The sequence below is a fragment of the Stenotrophomonas sp. WED208 genome, assembly GCF_040984485.1.
Classification (GTDB): domain Bacteria; phylum Pseudomonadota; class Gammaproteobacteria; order Xanthomonadales; family Xanthomonadaceae; genus Stenotrophomonas; species Stenotrophomonas riyadhensis.
Map to the genome: position 1 here is coordinate 682,155 of NZ_JAZARB010000001.1, position 22,578 is coordinate 704,732.

Consider the following 22,578-nt stretch of genomic DNA (forward strand, 5'->3'; position numbering starts at 1 on the left):
CTGTATGTCCCGTGCCGTCCCGCGCGCGTTCCGTCCGCGCCGCCTCACCGTTTCCGTGCTTCAGGCCCTGGCTGTCCCGTCCGTCCTGCTGTTGACCGCCAGTGTCGCCTGGGCCGGCTGTGACAATGCCACCCCGACTGCGGGCCAGACGGTCACCTGCGATGCCAACGCGCCGAATCCACAGACCGTTCCCGTCACCGCCACTGGCGCGGCCGGTATCACCGTCAATGTCGCCAACACGGCACAACTGCAGCAGAGCGGTGGTGGCAGCGCGATTTCGCTGGTCGGGGCCGGCGGACACCTGCTGTCCAACCTCGGCACGATCAGTTCGGTGGGGGGCGTGGCGGTCCAGCTTGGCGGTGGCAGCCGCGTCGAAAATGCCGGCAGCATCAGCACCGGCAACAACACTGCCCTGCAGTTCGTTGGCGCCGGCGACAGCGTGCTGGTCAACCGCGGAACGATCAGCGGGCGCACCGGCGTGCAGTTCGGCGCCGGCAATGATCGCCTGGAAATGCAGGCCGGCAGCATCACCGGTGGTGTCCTGCAGGGGGATGGCAACGACGTGCTGCTGCTGAGCAATGGCACCATCGACAGCGTCGACCAGGGCAGTGGCGATGACCAGATGACCGTCACTGGCGGCACTGTCATCGGCGTGGTGGCGCAGGGCAGCGGCCGCGACGATTTCGTCATGAGTGGCGGCACGATCGGCGCGCTGCAGCAGGGCGACAACATCGATACGTTCCGCATGAGCGGTGGCCGCATCATCGGCGCGTTCGAGGATGGCGATCAGGCGTGGATGACCGGTGGCCGCATCGGCCGCGTCAACATGAAGCTGGACAAGAACCTGTGGGACCAGTCCGGCGGCACCGTGGACGGCAACGTGGTGACCGGCTTCGACACCGACACCATCATCATCTCGGGTACGGCCTACATCGGCGGCAACATCAGCGTCAGCGGCGGCAATGACAGCGTGACCATCACCGATGGCACCGTGCGTGGCCAGGTGCTGCTCAGTACCGGCAACGACACCTTCAACTGGAACGGCGGCGGCATCGTCTACGGCGCGATCGACATGGGGCCGGACAACGACGTGGCCAACCTCAGCAATCTCAACCAGGCCAACCTCGGTGCGGTACCGCTGTTCGACGGTGGCAGTGGCGTCGACCAGCTCAACCTCAGCAACGTCAAGACCGCCGGCGTAGGCCGTTTCCAGAACTGGGAGGCGATCAGCCTGGCCAACAGCACCGAGCTGAGCTTCGATGGGGATCTGGTGCTGGGCGACAGCGGGACCGGTACCGGTACGCTCACGGTGGATGACACCAGTACCGTCTACGCGGGCAGTGGCGGTCATGCCATCCGGCCGTTCAACAGTGGCGCACTGGTGGAGATGGTCAATGCCGGGCGCATCGACCTGACCGGTACCGGCGCTGGCGACGTGTTCACCGTGCGTGGCAACTACCGCGGTGACGGCGGTGGGCTGTACCTGCGTACAGTGCTGGGCGCGGACAATTCCACCAGCGACCGCCTGGTGATCGATGGCGGTACTGCCACCGGGACCACCGGCATCGGTGTGCTCAATGCCGGCGGCAGCGGCGCGGCCACGCTGGCCGATGGCATCCTGGTGGTTCAGGCGTTGAATGGTGGCCGTACCGCGCCGGGCGCGTTCTCGCTGTTCGCACCGGTCGCGGCCGGTGCCTACGAGTACTTCCTGTTCAAGGGCGGTGTCAGTGCTGGTACCAGCGAAAACTGGTACCTGCGCTCGACGCTGGTGACCGGGCCGACGCCAGCACCCAACGGCGGCGGCAGTGCCACGCCACCGCCACTGACGCCGCCGGTCGCTCCGCCGCCGCCGATCACCCCGGCACCGCCACCGCCGCCTGAAGGCGCTACCGATCCGGACCTGACTGCCGGCGAGACCGCGCCGCCACCGCCGCCACCGGAACCCGCTCCGGTGGCGCCGCCCAGCGACCCGGCCGTGCCGGACGTCCCGGTGGCCGGCGGTGCATTGCCCGGTACTGGCGCGCCGCCGACGCCGGGTGCACGCCCCGCCGAGGGCGCAGTGGTGCCGCTGTACCGCGTGGAGACCGCCGCCTACGCCGTGGTGCCGCCGCTGCTGCGCGAGACCTCGCTGGCCAGCCTCGGCACGTTCCACGAACGGCAGGGCGAGCAGCGCCTGCTGTACAACCAGGGCGCATTCCGCACTGCCTGGGGCCGGATGGTGGGCCAGAGCAGCGAGATCCACTGGAAGGGGGATGCGCAGCCCGGCTTCGATGGCGATGTGATGGGCCTGCAGGCCGGTCTGGATGTGTGGGCCGCGGCCTCTGACAACCATCGCAACCAGATCGGCGTGTTCGTCGGCCGCACCCGTGCGCAGGGCAAGACCACCGGCCTGGCGCTGGGTTGGGAGAACGTACAGGTGGGCCAGAACCGCCTGGATGACAAGCACGTGGGTCTGTACTGGACGTTCACCGACAGCAGCGGCGGCTACATCGACGCCGTGGCGATGCAGAGCCGCTACGACGGCCGCGTACGTTCCTCGCGCGGGCTTGGCTTCGGGATCAAGGGCGATGGCACCAGCGTATCGGTGGAAGCCGGCAAGCCGCTGCTGCACGTCGGTCAGTCCGCATGGTGGCTGGAACCGCAGGTACAGGTGATCTGGCAGCGCACCGCGCTGGACGACCGCCGCGATGTGGTATCGAGCGTGCGTTTCGACAACGACAACGCCTGGACCGGCCGCATCGGCCTGCGCCTGGCTGGCGATTACCAGTTGGCCGACAACGGCTGGCAGCCGTATTTCAAGCTCAACTACTGGCATGGCCGTTCCGGCGAGGATCGCATCCGTTTCGACGACGACGTGATCATCAATTCGCAGCGCTCGCGTGCACTGGAAGCCGGTGTGGGTGTGGTCGGGCGCTTCAACCGCACGATCAGCGCCTATGCCGTGGCCGACTACACGCGCGAGCTAGGTGGCGACCGCAACGAGAAGCGCCGCATCATCGAAGGCAACATCGGCCTGCGCGCGGATTGGTGACCACCGCAGGCTTGGGTAGGTGCCGACTTGGGTCGGCACTCATCCCGTCACCGCCATGCTCCGCTCTGGTAGGTGTCGACCTTGGTCGACACGAACCCTGCCGCTGCCATGACCCTGTAGAGGCGAGCCATGCTCGGCTGCTTCGGTCGTAATTCCACAAAGCCGAGCATAGGCTCGGCTCTACAACACACTGGCGTGTGTATCGGGCTCCACTAGCGCCCCGGCATGATCGGCCAGCACCACCACTGCATGCAGCAAGCCTTCCTCCACCTGCGGCGGACACTGCGCCGTCGCATCGTCCATCTCGCGCGCCGACTGCGCGGCCAGCAACACACCCCCACACGCAGACACTGCCGCCAGACAGCGCGTGGCCTCGGCCAGTTCCCGGCCACGCGCTTCGCTGAGTTGCCGCTCGCGCCACGGCTGCCCATCAGCCGCGTGGTTGTGCGCGATACCACGCAATCGCGCGAAGAACGCGGATGGCGGCGCCTGTTCGTGGACTTCGGTGAGCGCATCTTCCAACGCTTCGGCTGCGGTAGTGGACAGCTGCAGGCCGGGTAGTGCAGCGCCGAGCAGTGCCTGCAGGCGTGGATAGGTGGGGAAGGGCGTGTTCATGGCGGCAACCTCACAGGGCAAGGCCACCTGCGGGATGCAAGGTGGCGGGCGGTGCGGGTTGGCGTGCCGGTCAAAATCGAAGGGAAAAAAGCCGACGGATCGCGAGGATCCCCACGCACCGCCCGCCATGGGCGAGCAGGTGCATTGTCGTGATTGCCGCAATGACGGCAACACATTCCCTTCGATGTTTGATTCAGGACGCCAATCCCGGTCAGCGCAGGAAGCGCCGACGGGGCCACCTTGGCGCGTTGTACGTCGCGATGACATGGGCAAAGTTGCAATATTCTGATCGCCTGGCGCCTGCTTTACCGCAGGTCGCGGCAGGGTCAGATACGACAGTTCGCGCGTGGCGAAATCGCTCCTCTCCCGGTTATCCTGCGCGCCTGACTCAACGACAAGGAAACGTCGCATGCAGGTTCGCAAGGGAGTGCGCCGCATCGGCGCGCTGATGCTCGTGTTGCTGGCGACCAACGCCATGGCCAATTCCCCGACTGCGGTCGAAGTGCCTTTTGCGGAGGCTCAAGCGGAGATCCTCAATCTGCTTGAACGCCAGGCGCTGTATCGCGACCGGGTGGACTGGCCTGCCACCCGCACACGACTGCAATCGGTGCAGGGTGACCCCGCGCAACGGCTGGCCGTTCTGCGCGAAGCCATTGCGCTCAGCACCGGCCACCATGGTGCATGGACCACGACCCAGCGCCAGCGCGAATCCCTTGCACGTGCGCAGCAGGCCGGCGCTGCCGCCGTGGACCGGGCCAGGGCCGCCGATGCGGTGGATGCGCGTATCGGCTGGGTGGTCATCGAGGGCTATGCCTCCACGCCCGGCGCGACGCCGCAGGAAAAATTCCGTCAGGACATCCAGCGTGCCGCGCGCTGGCAGCAGGTCATCCGCAGCAAGGACGACGGCGCGCGCTGTGGCTGGATCGTCGACCTGCGGGATAACGGCGGTGGCGCCATGTGGCCGATGCTGCTGGGCATGGCCCCGCTGCTGCGTACCTCGGTGGTGAACAACGAGGACGTGGGCTCGTTCGAAACCGCGCACGGGCCGCAGCGCTGGACGTTGACGGCGACCGCCGTGCAGCTGGCGGGCAAGCCATTGCTGGATTTCGGCCAGTCCGGCCATGTGCTGCGGCAGCCCGGCGCACCGGTGGCGGTGCTGTTCGGGCCGCGCACCGGCAGTTCGGGCGAGGCTTCGGTGCTGGCGTGGCGTGGCCGCCCGCAGGCGCGGAGTTTCGGCCAGCCGACCGCGGGTGTCTCCACCGGCAATGTCGTGCACATCCTTGCTGATGGCAGTCGCCTGCTGCTGACCACCAGCGTGATGCGGGACCGCAATGATCGTGGCGATGGATTGAAGATCGAGCCTGACCAGCGCGTCGAGGGTGATGCCGCCACTGTGGCCGCCGCCCAAGCCTGGTTGCTGGCGCAGCCCGCCTGCCAGGGCCGTTGAGCCATGATCCTGATCGGCCAACAGGAACGGGTGGTGATTGTCGGCCCCGCCGAAGCGCATCACTGCCTGCGCTGCCAGACGGAAACCGAGTTCGCCCCGCAGCTGCGCTACACGATGGCGCGCATCGACCTGCTGTTCGGCTTCACCTACCAGCGCCGTTACGAACTGGCCTGCACCCGGTGCGCGCACGGCTGGGTGTTGGATACCGAGACCATGGACCAGCAGCTGGGCGGGGTACCGATCCCGTGGCGGCACCGCTTCGGCCTGCCGCTGATGCTGGTGGTCGTGGCCGGGCTGGCCGCGCTGGGCTGGCTGTGGCGGCACGGATTCATCGGTTGAGGGCCGGGGCTGTTAAAGTCTGTCCTGCAATCACGTACCGGAACCGACCATGGACCACGACACCCCGTTCGAACCCCTCAACGACCTCGAGGTGCGCCTGCTGCAGGCCCAGGACGGCACGCTGACCGCAGCGCAGTTCCTCGACGGCCTGCTGACCTCGACGGCGTTCGTGCTGCTGGACAAGGCCATTGGTGAAGATGGCGCCTGGGACGAGAGCATCTCGCCGCTGGTGCTGACCAGCGAGAGCGGCGAGCCGATGTTCGCGGTGTTCACCGCGCCCGAGCGTGCTGGTCTGTGGCACGAGCAGCTGCCGCAGTTCGCCCATGCCATGCCGATTGCGGTGCACGCGCTGCTGGCCGGTATCGGCGACGGCGTCGGCCTGGTGCTGAACCCGGGCCTGGACGTGGGCATGGAGATGATTCCCGATGCAGTGGCCCAGCTGAAGCAGCGTGCGGCAGCGATCACCCGCGGCATGGCGCACTGAATCCAGGGATTGTCTGGTTGCCGGCCAGCGGCCGGCGCTCCCCGTGATGCCGGACGACAGCGATGGCTTGCAAGTGCGTCCTGCTCAATAGAGAGGAGCATCGTGGGCAAGCGTTCTAACCGATCGCTATGGGTCTATGAAATCGGCCTTCTTGCGAGTTCGACACTGGCAGCTGCGTTCATCACCCGGTTCAATCCGGTGGAGACGCTCCGGTTGGGTGGATGGTTGTTCCTCTTGATGCAACCCGTCTTGTTGGGTGCTCATGCTGTCGACCACTTTTCGCGCAAGCGCCGTCGATAGACGGGAGATGTGAAGGTGCCGGCCAGCGGCCGGCACTACCAGGTGCTTCAGCGGGCGGCGGCGATGGCTTTCACCCGCGCTTTGGCCAGTGCTTCACCGATGGCCGGGCCCTTCAGATGCGTGGTATCCAGATCCCGCGCCTGCACTGACAGCGCGGCCCGGTGCAGGCGCTTGAGCGTTTCGCCCTGTGGGTAGTCGGCGTCCTCGAAACCGAGCCGGCCGCGCTTGTCGGCCTCGCAGCACAGTGCGATGCGCGCCACGCGTTCTGGCCTGCGCAGCGCATCACAGCGGCCCAGGAGTTCCAGCACGGTGGCATCGCGCAGTTCGTCGATGCGGTGCACGTTCAAGTGCTCGCGGCAGACCGCTTCGGCCAGCTGCTGGTGCTCGGTGGGAATCTTCAACCGCGTGCACAATACCTTCAGCGGCTTGATGCCGCGCTGCTCGTGCATGATGTGGCGCGGCCATTCCTCCGGCGGGGTCAGGCCCTTGCCGAGGTCGTGGGTGAGGGCAGCGAAGCCGACCAGGTCATCACCCGGTGCCAGTTTCGCGGCCATGTCGCTGACCATTTCCTGATGGATGCCGGTGTCGACTTCCGGGTGGAATTCGGCACGCTGCGGCACGCCATACAGCGCTTCCAGCTCGGGCAGGATCGGGCCCAGTGCCTGCGCATCGTGCAGCGTGCGCAGGAAGGCGGAGGGCCGTTCACTGGCCAGCGCCTTGCGCAGTTCCTGCCAGACGCGTTCCGGCACCAGCGCGTCCAGCTCGCCACTGGCGGCGACCTCGCGCATCAGCGCCATGGTCTCTTCGGCGACGGTGAAGCCCAGTGGCGCGAAGCGCGCCATGAAGCGCGCCGCGCGCAGCACGCGCAGTGGATCTTCCACGAACGCAGGGCCGACGTGGCGCAGCACGCGCTGCTCAAGATCGCGAACGCCACCGTAAGGATCGACCAGCGTGCCGGTTTCCTCATCGCAGGCGATCGCGTTGATGGTGAAGTCGCGCCGCTGCAGGTCCTCTTCCAGCGTCACCGCCGGATCGGCATCGACCACGAAGCCGCGATAGCCACGGCCGGATTTACGCTCGGTGCGCGCCAGCGCGTATTCCTCGCCGGTCTTCGGGTGCAGGAACACCGGGAAATCACGGCCGACGGCGGTGTAGCCCTGCGCTTCCATCTGCGCGGGCGTGGCACCGACCACCACCCAGTCGCGGTCGCCGGCAGGGCGCTGCAGCAGGCGGTCGCGTACGGCGCCGCCGACAAGATAGATCTTCATGGGGGGATGATCGCATGGTCGGCGCAGATGCACTGGTAGTGCCGGCCGCTGGCCGGCAACCCCTGGGCAAATAGCGGTTGCCGGCCAGCGGCCGGCACTACCGACGCAGAGGCATCACGGCAAACCGCGCCACTCCGGTACGAACAGGCCGGCCAGGAACCACAGGCCGTAGACGATCCACAGGCAGAGGAAATAGAGCTTGATCTGCGCTTCGTCCCACAGGCTGCCCCAGCTGTCGATGAAGGCCAGCGACTTCCAGCCTTCCATCCAGGCCGCGCCACCCCAGCGCAGCACCCAGGTGGCGAACAGGCTCCAGGCGGCGAACATCCCGATCCAGGCCAGCAGGCTCATTGCGTTCCCTCTCCAGGGAATGGAGATCCGGTCGTGCCGGCCAGCGGCCGGCACGACCGTTGTGCGATCAATCGCCGCCCTGGTCAGCGTTGGCGGCGCAGCTGAAGCTCTTGCGCTTGTCCACCAGGCGCCCCATCAGGCGGTCGCTCAGCGGCAGTGCATCGCCATTGAGGCGCCAGTCGTAGATCACGCTGAAGGCCAGCACGCGGGCGACGTACTCGCGGGTTTCCTTGTAGCTGATGGTCTCGATCCACAGGTCCGGATCAAAGCCCGGGCGCTGGCCCTGCCAACGCGCGGTCGGGGTCGGCCCGGCGTTGTAGGCGGCGATGGTCACGTACGGCAGGCCGTCGTACTTGTTCATCAGCTGGCGCAGGTAGGCGGTACCGATGGCGATGTTGGTGTCCGGGTCGTACAGGCTGTCGGCACCGCCGTAGCCGGTCAGGCCGATCGACTTGGCCACGCCGGCACCGGTGGCCGGCAGCACCTGCATCAGGCCCATGGCATTGGCAGGTGAGCGCGCGCGCGGGGTGAAGGTGCTCTCGGCGCGGATCTCCGCCGCCACCCAGGCCGGATCGATTGCGTTGCGCGCCGATTCGCGACGGATGGTGGCGTCGTGGTGCAGCGGGAAACGCAGGTCGTACAGGCGCTGCTCCTGCGGCTGCTTGCCGAGTGCGAACACGGCGCGGTCGAACCAGCCGTTGTCCTGCGCCACGCGCACGGCGAGGCGGCGCTGGGTGTCATCGAAGCGCGACAGCGCGCTGTTCCATTCGGCCACGGCCCAGCCAGCGCGATCGATCTGGTACAGCGCCATCGCACGCTGGATGGCCGGGTCGCGCGCGATCACCGCCTGCGCCTGAGCGCTGTCATTCGGCTTCCAGGGGCACAGGGTATAGCCCTGCTGCAGCTTGTCGGCGGCAAGGAAACCGTGGAAGGTCGGTGCGCGCGCCGCCTCGCGGAACAACGGCTGCGCCTGTTGGGCCTGGCCGGTCTTCTCCAGCATGCGGCCTTCGAAGTAGCGCCAGCGCGGGTCGCTGCGCTGCTTGCTGCCCATCTTGCGGATCGCGGTCAGCGCCGCCGGCCAGTCACCGCGCGACATCGCTTCGCGTACGCGCCATTCGTGCAGGCGCTCGTCATACGCCGATTCGGGTACCGCGTTGAGGCGGCGCGCCGAATCCGGAAGGTAGGACGCCACCGTCCACAATGCGATCTGGTACAGCACCTGGCCCTGCTGGTCGGCACTCAGGCCCAGTGCCTGCGCATATTGCGGCAGCTGCTGTTCGGTGGCGCCGGGATCGGCCTTGGCCAGCTTGGCCAGGCCATCGGTGGCGATGCGCCGGCTGCGCTCGTTGCGCGGCCAGTTCAACGCGCTGGCGTTGGGCTTGTCGACAAAGGCAGCGTAATTGTTGGCCAGTGCCAGGTCGGTGGCGGGCAGGCCGCGTGCGGCGCTGCGCATCACTGCCGGCTGTTGCGCGTCGGCGGCGGCATCGATGCGTTCCCAGCGCAGGGCGTCGCTCAGCCCACCCTGGGCCTGCAGTACGGCGAAAACGGCATCACAGCCGTCCGGCAGCGACTTGCCGTTCTTGCGCCACAGATCCTGAGCTTCACTGATCCACTGCGGATCAACCTTGCCCGTCACCTGGCGCGCGGTCAGCTGCGCACAGCGCAGGCCGGCGTTGTCGGTGGGCACCCAGTTGGCGAGCAGGGTCGGCCAGTCCTGGCGGCGTGCGACCGAGGGCAGCCACACGCTGCGGAAGGTATTGGCCACCGCCTGGCCGTCATAGCGCTTGAGGAAAGCCTGGGCCTGCGCGGTATCGACGGTGTCGATGTTGCGGCGCAGGTTGGCGTACTCCAGCCAGCCATAAGCCGGATGGCGGCTGAGTGCAGCGGCCTGGCCGGGATCGAACTGGCCGCGTTCGGCGGCAGCGATCGCGGCCTTCAGCTGCGCGTTCTGGGCGTCGAGGGACTGGGCATTGGCGCAACCGATCAGCAGCGTGGTGGCCAAGGGCAGCAGGGACAGGGCGGTCGAAGAGCGTCGGGTCATGGCGCCCAGCATAGCGGGGGCTGGCTGAATTCAGTTTCGCAGCGCGTGCACGTTGTTGGCCGGCAACGGCAGCTGAACGCCACTGCCGTGTGCACTGCCTGGCAGGCCTGCGGGCGACGTAGTGTCGACCTTGGGCGAACGGCCCGGCTGCAGGGAGCGGCACATGGCGTTCAGTAGCGCAGGAAGAAGCGGCCCGCTGGCGGACATCAATGTCACGCCACTGGTGGATGTGATGCTGGTGCTGTTGATCATCTTCATCGTGACCGCGCCGATCGTGGCCCGGCCGATTGCTGTGCAGTTGCCACAGGCCACCGATCGCACGATCGATCGCCCCGAACCGCCACCGCCGATCGAACTGCGCCTGGATGCGTCGAACCAGTTGAGCTGGGACGGCCAGCCGATGGCCATCGGCGATCTGCAGGCGCGCCTGCAGGCACAGGCCGGCGCGCATGCCGGCAACCTGCCGGAGCTGCGCATCGCCACCGACCCGGCGGCCGAGTACGAAGGCATGGCCCGGATATTGGCTGCGGCCGAAGCGACCGGCATGGAGCGCATCGCCTTCGTGCAGTGAGTCCGGCAACGGGCGGCCTGCCATCGGCGGGCCGCTCCTCCTGCGAGGAAAACGTGGCAGGCGATACGGGACACAGCGTGCGGCCTCACTGATTGCCCCCCAACCTGGCACCGCTGGTGGATGTGTTGCGGGTGCTGCTGGCACGGGTGATCACCACGCTGCCGATGGCGCAGGCAACCGGCCTCCTGGCGTTCCAGCAGCGCACCGCGTACCCGCCTTGGCCGGCGTCTTCGCCCCAGCCGATCAACCTGCGCATCGATGCGGCAGGGGCTGTGTTCTGGAATGGCCAGCCGCTCGACGCTGCCGCGTTGCAGCGGCAGCTGGTGCAGGCGCAACAGATGCCGCAGCAGCGTCGCCCCTGGGTGCACCTGGCGACCGCCGACGACACCGATGATGGAGACATGGCGCGCGTGCTGCTGGCCCTCAGCCAGCATGGGCTGCGGATGGGCGCGCCCGGTAACCAGCGCAGGCACCGACCAGTCCACTTGATGGGCTGTGGCGGATATCGGCGGGTGCTGTCGCAGCCGGCATCAACGCCGTTCGCGGCGAACAGTACCGTCCGGTCTTTATGTGTAGCGATCTGACGCAATCACCCGTCATTTGCGTCAATTCCGTGTGAAAGAGTGTCGATCATCACGCCGTGGTTTTTACCACTTGTTTACAAAGGAGACGCTGCCGCCATGCAGGGGGGAGCGCGGCAGTCCATGTCCCGACATTCCTTTGGAGAGAGAGCGAATGATTCACCTGCATCACCGCCCGTTGGCGGTTGCCGTTGCGCTGTGCGTGACGGCCCTGGCACCGTTGGGTGCCGCTGCACAATCCACCACCAACCTCGATGCGGTGGAAGTCACCGGTACCCGCATCAAGCGCGCTGAAGTCGAAGGCCAGGTGCCGATCCAGACGCTGACCCGCGGTGATATCGAACGCACCGGCCTGAATTCGATCGGCGAAGTGCTGCAGCAGCTCACCGGGTCCGGTTCCGCGCTCAATGCCAAGTTCAACTCGTCCGGCAACTTCGGCTTCCCGCCCGATGGCAGTGGCGTGGGTGCCGGTTCCGCGCAGGTCGATCTGCGTCATCTGGGGGCCAAGCGCGTGCTGGTGCTGGTCGATGGCATCCGCTGGGTCAATGAGTCGTCTGCCTCCGGTGTGGGCTCGGCGACCGACCTCAACACCATTCCGCTGGCCATCGTCGAACGCATTGAAGTGCTGGAAGATGGCGCGTCGTCGCTGTATGGCTCCGACGCCATTGCCGGCGTGGTCAACATCATCACCCGCCGTGATTTCGATGGCGGCCAGGTGACCCTGAACTACGGCGAGTACAGCAAGGGCGATGGTACGCAGAAGGGCGTGGACCTGGCCTGGGGCAAGAGTGGCGACCGCTACAGCCTGTTCCTGGGCGCGAGCTGGACCAAGCAGGATCCGGTGTTTGCCAAGGACCGCGAACAGTCGCGCTTCCCGATTCCGGGCACCGGCCTGGCCTTCGGCAGTGGTGGCATTCCGCAGGGCCGTTTCATGTTCACCGATCCGAACACTGGTGCGGTGCAGAACATCGTGCCCAATACCGGTGTGAGCAACCCGCGTTACGACGGCAGTGCCGGCTGCACGCGCACCGATGACTATCACTGCTTCACCAGTGCTGATCGCTTCAACTTCGCCGAATACAACATGGTGCTGACACCCTCGGAGCGTAAAGGCCTGTTCGGCCAGTTCCGCTTCGACATCACCGACAACGTGCAGTGGTACGTCAAGGCACTGGGCAACCGCCGTGAGTCGACCAACCAGGCCGGCCCGGAGCCGCTGTTCTTCGGTCCCGATGGCGCCACCGGCAATCCGCTGGCCGACAACATCACCGTGTCTGCGCTCAACCCGTACAACCCGTTCGGCTTCGACCTGGTCTCGGGTGACAACCTGAGCCTGATCGGTCGCCGTCCGGTGGAGGGCGGTGCGCGCGTGTTCAAGCAGAAGGTGGACACCACGTACTTCGCCACCGGCCTGGTCGGCAACTTCCAGGCGGCTGACCGCAACTGGTACTGGGACGTCAACGGCATGTACAGCAAGAACAAGGCCGAACAGACCAACTACGGCAGCTACAACATCTACAACGTCAACATGGCGCTGGGCGATCCTGCCATCTGCGCCGCCACGCCAGGGTGCGTGCCGCTGAACATCTTCGGTGGTGTGGGCTCGATCACGCCGGACATGCTGAAGTGGATCCAGCCGGTGGTGCGTGACCGCAGCCAGAACGAGCTGAGCCTGTTCACCGCCAACCTGTCCAGCGAGCTGTTCACGCTCCCGGCCGGCCCGGTGTCGTTCGCCACCGGTGTCGAACACCGCAGGTACAAGGGCTCCTACCAGCCGGATCCGTTGACGGTGGCGGGCCACTACAACGGCGTGCCCTCGCAGCCGACCTCGGGCTCCTATGACGTCAATGAAGCTTACCTGGAGTTGAGCGTGCCGATCTTCGCCGACTCCTCGTTCGGCAAGAAGCTGGACCTGAGCCTGGCCGGCCGCTATTCGGACTACTCCACCTTTGGTGGTGAATTCACGCCCAAGTACGGCCTGCGCTGGCAGGTGACCGATGACTTCGTGCTGCGCACGACCTATGCCGAAGGCTTCCGCGCACCGTCGATCGGTGAGCTGTACGGCTCGGCGGCACGTGCCGACCTGCAGTTGTTCGATCCATGCTCGGTGGGCCTGGGCGGTACGCCGCCGCGTGGCAGCGCCGCCAACTGTGCTGCGCTGGGCGTGCCGGCTGGCTTCCAGCAGGCCAACTCGCAGATCTCGGTGACCACCGGCGGCAACCGCGAGCTTGATCCGGAACGCTCGCGCAGCTTCAGTGCCGGCTTCGTGTGGAGCCCGTGGTTCGGCAACAATGCGTCGTGGTCGGAGCGCTTCGACGTGGAAGTGACCTTCTACCGCCACGCCATCGATGGTGCCATCCAGGCGATCAACGCGCAGACCCAGCTGGACCTGTGCGTGGATACGCTCGATCCGATCTACTGCGACGGCATCACCCGTGCCAGCACCGGCGCAGTGAGCAGCTTCAACAACCGCCTGACCAACCTGGGGTCGATCAAGACCGATGGCTGGGACGTGGATCTGTTCTGGACCTTGCCGCAGACCTCCATCGGCCAGTTCAAGCTGGGCTGGAAGAACACCTTCGTCGGCCGTTACGAGGCCACCGGCGCGGCCGGCCAGAAGCAGCCGCAGAAGCCAGGCGTGGAAGTGGCCGACAGTTCGATTCCGGAATGGACCAGCAATGCCAGCATCGGCTGGACGATGGACCGCTGGAGTGCCAACTGGACCGTACGGCACATCTCCGAGCTGACCGAAAACTGCGGTGATGCCGCTGCCTTCCCAGTGTGCAGCAACCAGGCCGCAGGCACCAACACACTGTCGGCCACCACCTTCCACGACATGCAGGTGGGCTACAAGATCGACTGGATGAAGGGGCTGCAGCTGACCGCTGGCCTGAACAACGTGTTCGACAAGGATCCGCCGATCTGCCTGTCGTGCTCGTTGAACGGCTACGACGCTTCGACCTACGACATTCCGCGTGGCCGTTACTGGTACCTGCGCGCGGATCTGCGGTTCTGATGTGAGCAGCCGGTGCCGGGATGTTCCCGGCACCGGTCATCATCGGCGGCGCAGGGCCATGCCCGGTGGCTCTACCATGCCTACTGATTGAGCGGTGCCGGGAAATGGACAACCAGTATTGCTTGCGAGTATGGGCTCTATCCCATCCCCATCACCAAGTGCGCGATTCCGATAGCAATTCTTCATAGGAGCCACTGCGAGCAAAAAAAAACGCCCTAGGGCGTTTTTTCCCGAGGGCGTTTACTTATAAGTGGAGTGCTGCACCACTCGCTGCCAAGCCTGCCGTTACTGCCGATGACGCTGAGAAGAACGACTTGAATGACGAAACGACGACTGCATCAAAAACGGATGTCTGCATAACTACTCCTATTAGGTTAAAAATCGAATTCAGTGCAATTACTGGCTCAACGGCAAAAATGCCTAAAGCCACACTCAAAACAAACCAAAAGGCAGACTTCCTTAGCAGCGATGGATTTGAACCACCTGCACTTCCGAAGGTCTTCCACTCTACGCTATCTTGACGATCCTGTCAATAGGTGTTAGCCCCGGAACATCAATTCTGCTGCCAGGCAGATTTGGGCTTGGGCTACGGTTCAAGTGGGGGCTCCCAAAAGAGCCCCCAACTTCTTCTTGTCTCTAAGCTCAGAACGCCCAGGTGAACGTCAGCGAGCCATTGCGGCCATCACCGAACGCGCCGTAACCATTGATCTGCGAGAGATACGTCTTGTCCAGCAGGTTGTTGAGGTTGGCCTGCACGCTGAACTCCGGCGAGATGCGATAGCGCACGAAGGCGCTGACCAGCGCATAGCCGCTCTGCTCGATGCGGCCATAGGCCGGCACCGTGTAGTAGATGCGGTTCTGCCAGTTGGCGCCGCCGCCGACGGTCAGCTCCTGCAGCGACTGCGGGGTGTAGCTGGTGAACAGCTTCAGTGCGGTCTGCGGCAGGTTGGTGTTGATGTCGGCGCCATTGATGTCCTTGGCCACGTAGCGCGATGCGCCGAAGGTGGCATTCCAGCCCGGTGCCAGCTCGCCGTTCACTTCGAACTCGAAGCCGCGGCTGACGGTGCCACGCGCGGCAATCGAAGCGAGTTCACCTGGCCGGCCGATGATCGGTTCATTGGTGGCCTGGGCGACGTTGTCCTGCTCGATGCGGAAGACCGCCAGCGAGGCATTCAGGCGATTGTCGAACCAGGCGGCCTTGACGCCCACTTCGTAGCTCTTGCCATCCACCGGATCGAGGTAGCGATCGTTGCGGTCGCGCGCGGTCTGCGGCTGGAAGATTTCGGTATAGCTGGTGTAGGCGGACCAGGTGTCGTTGATGTCGTACACCAGGCCGGCGTAGGGCGTGGTCACCTTGTGTTCGCGGTCATCGTTCTCGCCTTCGCTCTTCCAGTCGGTGTAGCGCGCACCGAGGATCAGCTTCAGCGGGTCGGCCAGCGACAGGCGGGTGGCGAGGTAGCCGGCCTTCTGGGTGATGGTGCCGCGGCTGGCCAGCGCCAGCGGGTTCCAGTTGGGCTGGCTGATGTTGCCGGTCCAGTTGAAGTAGCTGGCAAACGGATCCCACGGCAGGTTGGCGCCGCCCACCTGGTAGTCGCCGTAGTTGGCGTACTCACGCTTGTTGTAGCTCAGGCCGGCCATGAACTGGTGTTCGCGGCCGAACAGGCGGAACGGACCATCCACGTAGCCATCGACGGCGTTGACCTTGCGCTCGGTGTTGTAGAAGCCGGCCGACGGCGAGATGCCAGCACCGGTGGTCTTGTTGAAGTTGGAGGCCCCGGTGACCCAGTTGTTGTAGGCCGGATAGAACAGCTTGTCGTCGGCCTTGGACTCGTCGTGGGTGGCGCCGATCTTGAACTTCCAGCCGTTGCTGAAGGCATGCTGCAGCGTGGCGAAGGCACGCTTGCTGGTGGTGTCCCAGTAGGTCCAGTTCGGGCTGGCATTGAAGGACTCGTCATACCGCGTACGGCTGCCGTCCGAGTACAGCATCGGGAAGCCGCCCCAGGTGGCGCCATTGGCGCGCTTCTGTTGGTAGTCGTAGCCCACGCTCAGCTGGGTGTCCGGGGTCAGGTCGGCATCGATGACCGCGTAGCCCAGCGTCTTGCGCTGGTTGTAGCGGTCCATCTGGCCATCGGTGTCCAGGTAACTGCCGATCACACGGCCGCGCACCGTGCCACTGGCGTTCAGCGCGGTGCCCACGTCCACGGTGGTGCGGGTGCGGCCCCAGCTGCCCACGTTCACCGACACGCTGCCGGTCAGCTCAGCGCTGTCGGCATGCTTGCGCACCAGGTTCACCGACGCCGACGGGTTGCCGGCACCGCTGAGCAGGCCGGTGGCGCCGCGCACCACTTCCACGCGGTCGTACAGCGCAAGGTCGAGGCCGGAATCACCGTAACTCCAGTTCTGCACCATCTGCGTCGGCAGCCCATCGAACTGGTAGGCATCGATGTAGAAGCCACGCGCGTAGAACTCGGTGCGCTCGCTGTCGGACTGGGTGCTGGTCACGCCGGTGGTGTTGGCCAGCACGTCGATGATGTCGTCCAGCTTCTGATCTTCGATGCGCTGGTGGCTGATGATGCTGACCGACTGTGGGATCTCGCGCGGCGCCAGGTCGAAGCGGGTACCGGCCGAGGTGCGGCGCACCGAATAGCCTTCGGCGCGCTCGCCCTTGACCACCACCTTGTCCAGCGTGGTCGGGTCGGCGGCAGTGTCGGCGAAGGCGGCCGGGGCCACGGCACAGAGAACAGCAAGCACGGCAACGGACAGCCGCTGCGGCTGCAGGGTACGGAAGGCGGGACGGGTCATGGGGGTCCTGGACGAGCACGCGCGTTCGGCCGGCATCCAGGAGGCGAGGCGCTACGGGTAGGGGAAGGGCGGGCAGGCCGTCCTGGCACCACCGGAAACGAAAGAAATGGTAATACGAACTATTCCTATTTACAAATCATGAACAGATCGGTCCGCGGGTGCGCCATGGCGTTCAGCGCAGCAGCGGCAACGGGTCGCGAGGGCCGTTCGTGCCGTAGATGCCCCAGTGCAGATGCGGCGGCGTGCCCTTGGCATTGCCGCTGTCGCCCACGTGGCCGAGCAGGTCACCGGCCCGTACCACCTGGCCGCGCGCCAGGCCCTCGGCCCAACCTTCCAGATGCGCGTAGTAGTAGCGTTCGCGTCCGGGCCCGATCACCCAGACCTGGCGGCCACCGAGGCCGCGGTCGCTGACATCCGCGATGACGCCGGCAGTGGCACTGCGCACCGGCGTACCGCGCTTGGCGAAGATGTCGATGCCGGCGTGGGAACGGTCACGGCCACGCGGCGCACCGAAGGTATCGGCGATCTGGCGGGGGCGCACACCCTCCACCGGCACCGGAAGTCCGGTGGCCGGAGGCATCCGCGAGAGTGCCCACAGCATCCTCGGCGTGGCCGCCCACGGGCTGTTCCACAGCGCCATCGCGGCAACGAGGGCAATGGCCAGCCACACGCCGCGCAGCAGCCAGCGGCGCAGGCGACGGGCGGGGAAGGGCGATGTGCTCATGGTCTCCGACTGTAGCGTCGAGCCATGCTCGACGGCTGCTGCTTTGCGGTCAAAAGGCAGTCGAGCCTGGCTCGACGCTACAGAACCGGTGCCAGCGGGACCTCGAAACTCCGCTTCAACGTACCCAGCGCGACCGACGTCCGGAAGCGCTCGATATTGTCGTCGCCACCGAACAAGCGCTCGGTGATCGTCTCGTATTCTTCCATCGACGCGGCCGAAAGCAGCAGCAGGAAATCGCCATCGCCGGTGATCGAGTAGCACTGCTGCACGGCCGGGTCGTCCTGTACGCGGCGCTTGAACGGCGCCACGCGTTCGCGCTGCTCGCTGACCACGCGCACCTCGACGATGATGGTCAGCGGCCGCCCGACCTTGGCGGCGGCGACCACAGCCACATTGGCCGCGATCACGCCGCTGTCCTGCAGGCGCTTGATGCGGCGCTGCACGGCCGGAGTGGACAGGTGCACGGCCTCGGCGATTTCGCGCTGCGGCAGGGTGTTGTCCCGCTGCAGCAGGTCGAGGATGGCGCGGTCGAAGCTGTCGAGCACGGGGGCGGTGGCCATGGCGAGCAGAAATTGCACGAACGGGCTGTCAATTGAGCCAAGTGCTCGGCGCCGGCGCAATAGACTTTGCGCATGCAGACCTCACGACTCGCGCCGATGTTGCCGGCGCTGGCGGTGCTCGGCTCGGTCACCTCGCTGGCCATCGGCACCTCCTACGCAAAACACCTGTTCCCACTGATCGGCGCGCAGGGCACCAGCGCGTTGCGCGTGGGCTTCTCGGCGCTGTTGCTGCTGCTGTTCTGGCGGCCATGGCGCTGGAAGACCAGCCGCGTGGATGCGATCACCATCCTGCGCTACGGGCTCACCCTGGGTCTGATGAACCTGCTGTTCTACATGGCCCTGCGCACGATTCCCTTCGGCATCGCGGTGGCCATCGAGTTCACCGGGCCACTGACGGTAGCGATGCTGTCATCACGACGACCGATCGACTTCCTGTGGGTGGGCTGCGCGGCGGTGGGGCTGCTGTTGCTGTTGCCGATCGGTGGCGGCCCGGCGCTGGATCCGGCCGGCGTGCTGTATGCCATGGGTGCGGCGGCGTGCTGGGGCCTGTACATCGTGTTCGGCAAGCGTGCCGGCCACCTGCACGCCGGGCATTCGGTGTCGCTGGGGCTGCTGGCGGCGTCGCTGGTGGTGGTACCGGTGGGCGTGATGCATGCCGGCGCCGCACTGCTCGATCCGAAGATCCTGGCGGCCGGCCTGCTGGTAGCGCTGGTCTCCAGCGCGATTCCGATGTCGCTGGAGATGATGGCGCTCAAGCGCCTGCCCAAGGAGACCTTCGGCATCCTGATCAGCATGGAGCCGGCGGTGGCTGCGCTGTGGGCGATGCTGCTGCTGCACGAGCACCTGCACGGGCTGCAGTGGCTGGCGATCGGCTGCACGGTGCTGGCCTCGGTGGGCAGCACGATGACCGCGCGGCGGCTGAAGGTGCCGGTCACCGCATGAAAAAAGGGGACGGAGGGGATTAAGTCGTTTGTGGCACAAACGACTTAATCCCCTCCGTCCCCTTTTTTCAGCGCAGGGCGTCGGCCGGGACGTCGATCGCCATCGCCAGGGCGAGGTGATCGGAGAATGCGGCCGGTACGGCTTCCACGGTGCGGGTCTGCAGGCCACTGCTGACCAGGATATGGTCAATGGCGCGGTCGGGGCGCCAGCTGGGGAAGGTCGGCACGATGCAGCCGGGAGGCTGCAGCCGGGTCTTCTGGTACAGCACCTGCATTTCCGGGCGTTCGGCCAGGCAGTTGAAGTCGCCCATCAACACGGCGTTGGGATGGTCGGACAGCAGCTCGGCGATGAAACCCAGCTGCGACATCCGCGAGCCCGCGCCCAGCGACAGATGGGCCACCGCCACCGCCAGGCCATCGGCACCGTCGCCGAACTTGGCCAGCAGCACACCGCGCCCGCCGATGCGGCCGGGCAGGGCGTGGTCCTGTACTTCCACCGGTTCCAGCTTGCTCAGCAGGCCGTTGGCGCTGGAGGCGACCCCGCCCATGCGCCGGTTCGGCTGGTGGCTCCAGTAGTTGAAGCCGGCACGCTGGGCCAGGTAGTGGGTCTGGTTGGTGAAGCCCGAGCGCAGGCTGCCCGGGTCGGCCTCCTGCAGGCCGACGATGTCATGTTCGCGCGCCAGGGTGGCGATCGCGTCCAGGCTGCTGCGCTTGCGGCCCGCCGGCAGCGCATGTGACCAGCTGCGGGTCACATAGTCGCTGTAGCGGCGGGTACTTGAGCCGGCCTGGATGTTGGCCGTCAGCAAGCGCAGGGTCCGTGTACGGGGGGAATTCACGGCCGGGAAACGCTTCTCTTGGCTCAGTGAGCCTGGGCCGCACCGCGTTCGCGGGCGATCAGGTGGTCGGCAATGCGCAGCATGTCCGGGAAGCTCTTGCCCTTCACCAGGTACTTGCCGTTGACGATGATCGACGGGGTGCCGCTGATCTGGCTGCGCTGGGCGAACTGCTTGGCCGAGTTGGTCTTGGCGTTCACCGCGAAGCTGCCCATGGTGGCGGCGAACTGCTTCGGATCCACGCCGTAGGCACCGTAGAACTTGGCAATGTCGTCCACCGAATCACGGCCACGCTCGCCCTTCAGGGTCTTCTGCGAGTGGATGGCGGCGTACAGCGCTTCGTGGGTCTTCTCCTGCACGCCCAGGGTCTGCGCGGCGTAGAAGGCACGGGCGTAGTCATCCCAGGTGCCGCCGAACATGGCCGGCACGTAGACGAAGTTCACGTCGCTCGGCAGGCCGGCCTTCCACGGGCCGACCAGCGGCTGGAATGCGGCGCAGGCCGGGCAGACATAGCCGAAGATCTCGGTCACTTCGATCTTGCCGGCGGCCGGCTGGAACGGCTGGCCGTTCGGGATGACCTGGTAATCGGCGCCTTCCACCGGAGCCGGGCCGGTCAGCGCGGCGGTGCTCGGAGCCGGTGCGGCAGCCGGTGCGGCTTCGGCTGGGGCCTTCTCGCCTTCGGCGGCAGCCGGAGCGGTGCCTTCGCTGCCCGCGGCCGGTGCAGCGGCGGGCTCGGTGGTGGCCGGAGCGGTCGCCGGTTCGGCCGGGGCCGCGGTGGTGTTGGTGCTGCCGTCGTCGGCCTTGCAGGCCGCCAGGATCGGCAGCAGCGCTGCGAGTGCGAGGGCGTAACGGATCTTCATGGAAACGTCTCCAGCATCTGGAAAGGTGGGGCCGGCGTCAGGCGCCGGCCAGAGGGAAATGATGACATGCGGCGGCGACAGCGCCGTGTCGGTGGTGGGCGTTGGTTCAGCGGCCGCGGGCGGCGCGGGCCTGGGCGATCAAGGCCGAGGCGATGCGCAGCTGGTCGTCGAAGCTGTTGCCGCGCACCAGGTACTGGCCATTGATGATGATGGCCGGGGTGCCCGGCACCTTGGTGCGCTGGGCGAACGCGCGGGCGGCATCGACCTTCTTCTGCACGGCCTCGCCGCGCAGGGCCTGGATGTAGCGGTCCGGAGTGACGCCATAGGCCTTGTAGAAGGTGGCGAGCTCATCGGCCGAGACGTTCTGCATCGGCAGCGAACCCTGTTCGTGCAGGGCCTTGAACACGGCGGCGTGGCTGCGCTTGGCCACGCCGACTTCGTCAGCGGCGTAATAGGCCAGCGCCCAGGCATCCCAGGCACCACCGAAGGCGGCCGGGACCGGGGTGAAGCGCACGTCGGCCGGCAGCTTGGCCGCCCAGGCTTCCAGCTGCGGTTCGAAGTGGGCGCAGTGCGGGCAGGTGTAACCGAAGACTTCGACCACCTCGATCTTGCCGGCCAGCGGCTGGAACGGACCCGGCTGGGCGATGCGCTCGTAGTCTTTGCCTTCGACCAGCGGGGCATTGGCGGGAGTGGCGGCGCAGGCTACCAGCGGCAGCAGCACCAGCACGGACAACAGCAGGCGGGAAATCAACCTCATCGACACGCATCTCCGTTGAAAAAAGCAACGCCGGCGCGGTCGCCGGCGTGAAGGAAACATACCGCAGGCGAGGGCCGCAGTGGCGGCCCGGGCCGACCAGCGGTGGTCAGGGCGCGGCAGCCGGTTGTGCCGGCGTGGTCGTCACGGCAACGTCGTCGGCCTTGTTGTGCAGGCCCTGCAGGTAGCTCGACAGCGCCTGCACCTCCTGCTCGCTGAGCTTCTGCGCGACCGTGGCCATGATCTGGAAGTGCGCCTTGTCGGTCTCGTGGGTCTGCCCGGCCTGGTATTCCTGCAGGCGCCGCGCGACATAGCTGGCGTGCTGGCCACCGATGTGCGGATAGGCCGGGCCCGGATTGCCGGCGCCACTGGGGCCGTGGCAGGCCATGCAGGCCGGCAGGCCGCGCTTGGCGTCGCCACCGCGGTACAGCTGCTGGCCGATCTCGTAGAACTTCATGCCCTTGTAGGGGCCGTCGGCAACCAGGGTGTCGTCGGCGATGCCGGCGGTGGCCTTCTGCGTGGCGAAGAACGCGCCGATGTCGCGCATGTCCTGCGGGGTGAGGTTCTGCACGAACGGCACCATCGCCACCGCCGCACCGGAGCTGCGCTGGCCATTGGCGATCAGGGCCATCTGCTGGGCCACGTAACGTTCGCTCTGGCCGGCGATGGACGGGTACATCTCCACCGTGGAATTGCCGTCGGCGCCATGGCAGGCCGCGCAGGCCGAGGCCTTGGTCTGGCCGGCCTTGGCATCGCCCCAGTGGGTCTTGCTGAAATCCACCTCCAGCGAGGCGGTGTTGATCGGCCCGTTGTCGGGCAGCGGGGTCAACGTGGTCTGCGCGAACGCAGCAGCGGCAACGACTACAGCAGTGGCAAGGGCGGATACGGCAAGAACGCGAGCGTGGCGCATGCTAAAGCTCCGTATGGACCGGGCCGGGCGGCGGCCGCCGGCATCGCCCGGATTATCAACGCCGTTTCCGCGCACGGTCAACGCAGCAGTGCAGCAAAATGCCCGCAAAGGCCGCCGGCACGGGCGCGCGGCGCCGCAACATGCGATCCT

Annotated in this window: 19 protein-coding genes; 8 read left to right on the forward strand and 11 right to left on the reverse strand. The window is 66.5% G+C overall.

The features are described 5' to 3' along the window. Nucleotides 1-4 precede the first annotated feature (4 nt). Complete coding sequence (locus tag VPH47_RS03050) at nucleotides 5-3,031, forward strand: autotransporter outer membrane beta-barrel domain-containing protein (protein WP_368850088.1); 3,027 nt, start codon at nucleotides 5-7, stop codon at nucleotides 3,029-3,031. Between the two features lie 180 nt (nucleotides 3,032-3,211). Here VPH47_RS03050 and VPH47_RS03055 read toward each other — a convergent pair whose 3' ends face one another. Continuing rightward, nucleotides 3,212-3,646 (reverse strand): hypothetical protein, encoded by a 435-nt coding sequence (locus tag VPH47_RS03055; protein ID WP_368850089.1) that lies wholly within the window; start codon nucleotides 3,644-3,646, stop codon nucleotides 3,212-3,214. Between the two features lie 409 nt (nucleotides 3,647-4,055). Here VPH47_RS03055 and VPH47_RS03060 point away from each other — a divergent pair, with 409 nt between their 5' ends. The 3 genes from VPH47_RS03060 to VPH47_RS03070 are packed head-to-tail and all read left to right on the forward strand — an operon-like array spanning nucleotide 4,056 to nucleotide 5,916. Then, nucleotides 4,056-5,093 carry a S41 family peptidase gene (locus tag VPH47_RS03060; RefSeq protein WP_368850090.1) on the forward strand — a complete coding sequence of 346 codons (1,038 nt, stop codon included), beginning with the start codon at nucleotides 4,056-4,058 and terminating at the stop codon, nucleotides 5,091-5,093. A gap of 3 nt (nucleotides 5,094-5,096) precedes the next feature. Continuing rightward, nucleotides 5,097-5,432, forward strand: a complete 336-nt coding sequence (locus VPH47_RS03065) for a hypothetical protein (RefSeq protein ID WP_368850091.1) — start codon at nucleotides 5,097-5,099, stop codon at nucleotides 5,430-5,432. Nucleotides 5,433-5,481: 49 nt separating this feature from the next. Then, a complete protein-coding gene (locus tag VPH47_RS03070) occupies nucleotides 5,482-5,916 on the forward strand; it encodes an SseB family protein (RefSeq protein ID WP_005419309.1) in 435 nt (144 codons plus the stop codon). A gap of 347 nt (nucleotides 5,917-6,263) precedes the next feature. Here the strand turns inward: VPH47_RS03070 and VPH47_RS03075 are convergent, their stop codons facing one another. The 3 genes from VPH47_RS03075 to VPH47_RS03085 all read right to left on the reverse strand — a co-directional run bounded on the left by VPH47_RS03075 (nucleotide 6,264) and on the right by VPH47_RS03085 (nucleotide 9,888). Further along, on the reverse strand, nucleotides 6,264-7,484 hold the full coding sequence (locus VPH47_RS03075; RefSeq protein WP_368850092.1) for a multifunctional CCA addition/repair protein: 1,221 nt from the start codon (nucleotides 7,482-7,484) through the stop codon (nucleotides 6,264-6,266). 114 nt (nucleotides 7,485-7,598) lie between these two features. Further along, nucleotides 7,599-7,835 carry a hypothetical protein gene (locus VPH47_RS03080; protein WP_125895797.1) on the reverse strand — a complete coding sequence of 79 codons (237 nt, stop codon included), beginning with the start codon at nucleotides 7,833-7,835 and terminating at the stop codon, nucleotides 7,599-7,601. A gap of 67 nt (nucleotides 7,836-7,902) precedes the next feature. Then, entirely contained in the window at nucleotides 7,903-9,888 is a 1,986-nt protein-coding gene (locus VPH47_RS03085) for a transglycosylase SLT domain-containing protein (RefSeq protein ID WP_368850093.1), read from the reverse strand. A 151-nt stretch (nucleotides 9,889-10,039) separates the two neighbouring features. On the opposite strand from VPH47_RS03085, the gene VPH47_RS03090 reads away from it, so the two are divergent. From VPH47_RS03090 to VPH47_RS03100, 3 genes are all read left to right on the forward strand, one after another. After that, a complete protein-coding gene (locus tag VPH47_RS03090) occupies nucleotides 10,040-10,447 on the forward strand; it encodes a biopolymer transporter ExbD (RefSeq protein ID WP_197612311.1) in 408 nt (135 codons plus the stop codon). 146 nt (nucleotides 10,448-10,593) lie between these two features. Next, nucleotides 10,594-11,031, forward strand: a complete 438-nt coding sequence (locus VPH47_RS03095) for an ExbD/TolR family protein (protein ID WP_368850094.1) — start codon at nucleotides 10,594-10,596, stop codon at nucleotides 11,029-11,031. Nucleotides 11,032-11,182: 151 nt separating this feature from the next. Further along, nucleotides 11,183-14,044: a TonB-dependent receptor gene (locus VPH47_RS03100; protein WP_368850095.1), complete on the forward strand. Its 2,862-nt coding sequence runs from the start codon at nucleotides 11,183-11,185 to the stop codon at nucleotides 14,042-14,044. Between the two features lie 642 nt (nucleotides 14,045-14,686). Here VPH47_RS03100 and fhuE read toward each other — a convergent pair. The 3 genes from fhuE to VPH47_RS03115 form a co-directional block, all read right to left on the reverse strand. Then, nucleotides 14,687-16,846, reverse strand: a complete 2,160-nt coding sequence (gene fhuE, locus VPH47_RS03105; protein WP_368850096.1) for a ferric-rhodotorulic acid/ferric-coprogen receptor FhuE — start codon at nucleotides 16,844-16,846, stop codon at nucleotides 14,687-14,689. A gap of 172 nt (nucleotides 16,847-17,018) precedes the next feature. Beyond that, nucleotides 17,019-17,570 (reverse strand): M23 family metallopeptidase, encoded by a 552-nt coding sequence (locus VPH47_RS03110; RefSeq protein ID WP_368850097.1) that lies wholly within the window; start codon nucleotides 17,568-17,570, stop codon nucleotides 17,019-17,021. A 77-nt stretch (nucleotides 17,571-17,647) separates the two neighbouring features. After that, nucleotides 17,648-18,130, reverse strand: a complete 483-nt coding sequence (locus VPH47_RS03115) for an Lrp/AsnC family transcriptional regulator (protein ID WP_153854515.1) — start codon at nucleotides 18,128-18,130, stop codon at nucleotides 17,648-17,650. 72 nt (nucleotides 18,131-18,202) lie between these two features. On the opposite strand from VPH47_RS03115, the gene VPH47_RS03120 reads away from it, so the two are divergent. Further along, nucleotides 18,203-19,072: an EamA family transporter gene (locus VPH47_RS03120; RefSeq protein WP_164162149.1), complete on the forward strand. Its 870-nt coding sequence runs from the start codon at nucleotides 18,203-18,205 to the stop codon at nucleotides 19,070-19,072. Between the two features lie 67 nt (nucleotides 19,073-19,139). Here the strand turns inward: VPH47_RS03120 and VPH47_RS03125 are convergent, their stop codons facing one another. The 4 genes from VPH47_RS03125 to VPH47_RS03140 form a co-directional block, all read right to left on the reverse strand. Continuing rightward, entirely contained in the window at nucleotides 19,140-19,877 is a 738-nt protein-coding gene (locus VPH47_RS03125) for an endonuclease/exonuclease/phosphatase family protein (protein WP_008267450.1), read from the reverse strand. A 53-nt stretch (nucleotides 19,878-19,930) separates the two neighbouring features. After that, entirely contained in the window at nucleotides 19,931-20,764 is an 834-nt protein-coding gene (locus VPH47_RS03130) for a thiol:disulfide interchange protein DsbA/DsbL (RefSeq protein WP_110713673.1), read from the reverse strand. Between the two features lie 106 nt (nucleotides 20,765-20,870). Beyond that, nucleotides 20,871-21,521: a thiol:disulfide interchange protein DsbA/DsbL gene (locus VPH47_RS03135; RefSeq protein WP_110713671.1), complete on the reverse strand. Its 651-nt coding sequence runs from the start codon at nucleotides 21,519-21,521 to the stop codon at nucleotides 20,871-20,873. Between the two features lie 106 nt (nucleotides 21,522-21,627). Further along, nucleotides 21,628-22,428, reverse strand: a complete 801-nt coding sequence (locus tag VPH47_RS03140; protein WP_153854513.1) for a cytochrome c — start codon at nucleotides 22,426-22,428, stop codon at nucleotides 21,628-21,630. Nucleotides 22,429-22,578 lie beyond the last annotated feature (150 nt).

Bases quoted from the DNA above. Each gene is read 5' to 3' on its own strand.
- fhuE (WP_368850096.1), bottom strand. From the start codon at position 16,846: ATGACCCGTCCCGCCTTCCGTACCCTGCAGCCGCAGCGGCTGTCCGTT.
- VPH47_RS03100 (WP_368850095.1), top strand. From the start codon at position 11,183: ATGATTCACCTGCATCACCGCCCGTTGGCGGTTGCCGTTGCGCTGTGC.
- VPH47_RS03135 (WP_110713671.1), bottom strand. From the start codon at position 21,521: ATGAGGTTGATTTCCCGCCTGCTGTTGTCCGTGCTGGTGCTGCTGCCG.
- VPH47_RS03065 (WP_368850091.1), top strand. From the start codon at position 5,097: ATGATCCTGATCGGCCAACAGGAACGGGTGGTGATTGTCGGCCCCGCC.
- VPH47_RS03130 (WP_110713673.1), bottom strand. From the start codon at position 20,764: ATGAAGATCCGTTACGCCCTCGCACTCGCAGCGCTGCTGCCGATCCTG.
- VPH47_RS03050 (WP_368850088.1), top strand. From the start codon at position 5: ATGTCCCGTGCCGTCCCGCGCGCGTTCCGTCCGCGCCGCCTCACCGTT.
- VPH47_RS03085 (WP_368850093.1), bottom strand. From the start codon at position 9,888: ATGCTGGGCGCCATGACCCGACGCTCTTCGACCGCCCTGTCCCTGCTG.
- VPH47_RS03110 (WP_368850097.1), bottom strand. From the start codon at position 17,570: ATGAGCACATCGCCCTTCCCCGCCCGTCGCCTGCGCCGCTGGCTGCTG.
- VPH47_RS03140 (WP_153854513.1), bottom strand. From the start codon at position 22,428: ATGCGCCACGCTCGCGTTCTTGCCGTATCCGCCCTTGCCACTGCTGTA.
- VPH47_RS03080 (WP_125895797.1), bottom strand. From the start codon at position 7,835: ATGAGCCTGCTGGCCTGGATCGGGATGTTCGCCGCCTGGAGCCTGTTC.
- VPH47_RS03115 (WP_153854515.1), bottom strand. From the start codon at position 18,130: ATGGCCACCGCCCCCGTGCTCGACAGCTTCGACCGCGCCATCCTCGAC.
- VPH47_RS03090 (WP_197612311.1), top strand. From the start codon at position 10,040: ATGGCGTTCAGTAGCGCAGGAAGAAGCGGCCCGCTGGCGGACATCAAT.
- VPH47_RS03070 (WP_005419309.1), top strand. From the start codon at position 5,482: ATGGACCACGACACCCCGTTCGAACCCCTCAACGACCTCGAGGTGCGC.
- VPH47_RS03075 (WP_368850092.1), bottom strand. From the start codon at position 7,484: ATGAAGATCTATCTTGTCGGCGGCGCCGTACGCGACCGCCTGCTGCAG.
- VPH47_RS03055 (WP_368850089.1), bottom strand. From the start codon at position 3,646: ATGAACACGCCCTTCCCCACCTATCCACGCCTGCAGGCACTGCTCGGC.
- VPH47_RS03120 (WP_164162149.1), top strand. From the start codon at position 18,203: ATGCAGACCTCACGACTCGCGCCGATGTTGCCGGCGCTGGCGGTGCTC.
- VPH47_RS03060 (WP_368850090.1), top strand. From the start codon at position 4,056: ATGCAGGTTCGCAAGGGAGTGCGCCGCATCGGCGCGCTGATGCTCGTG.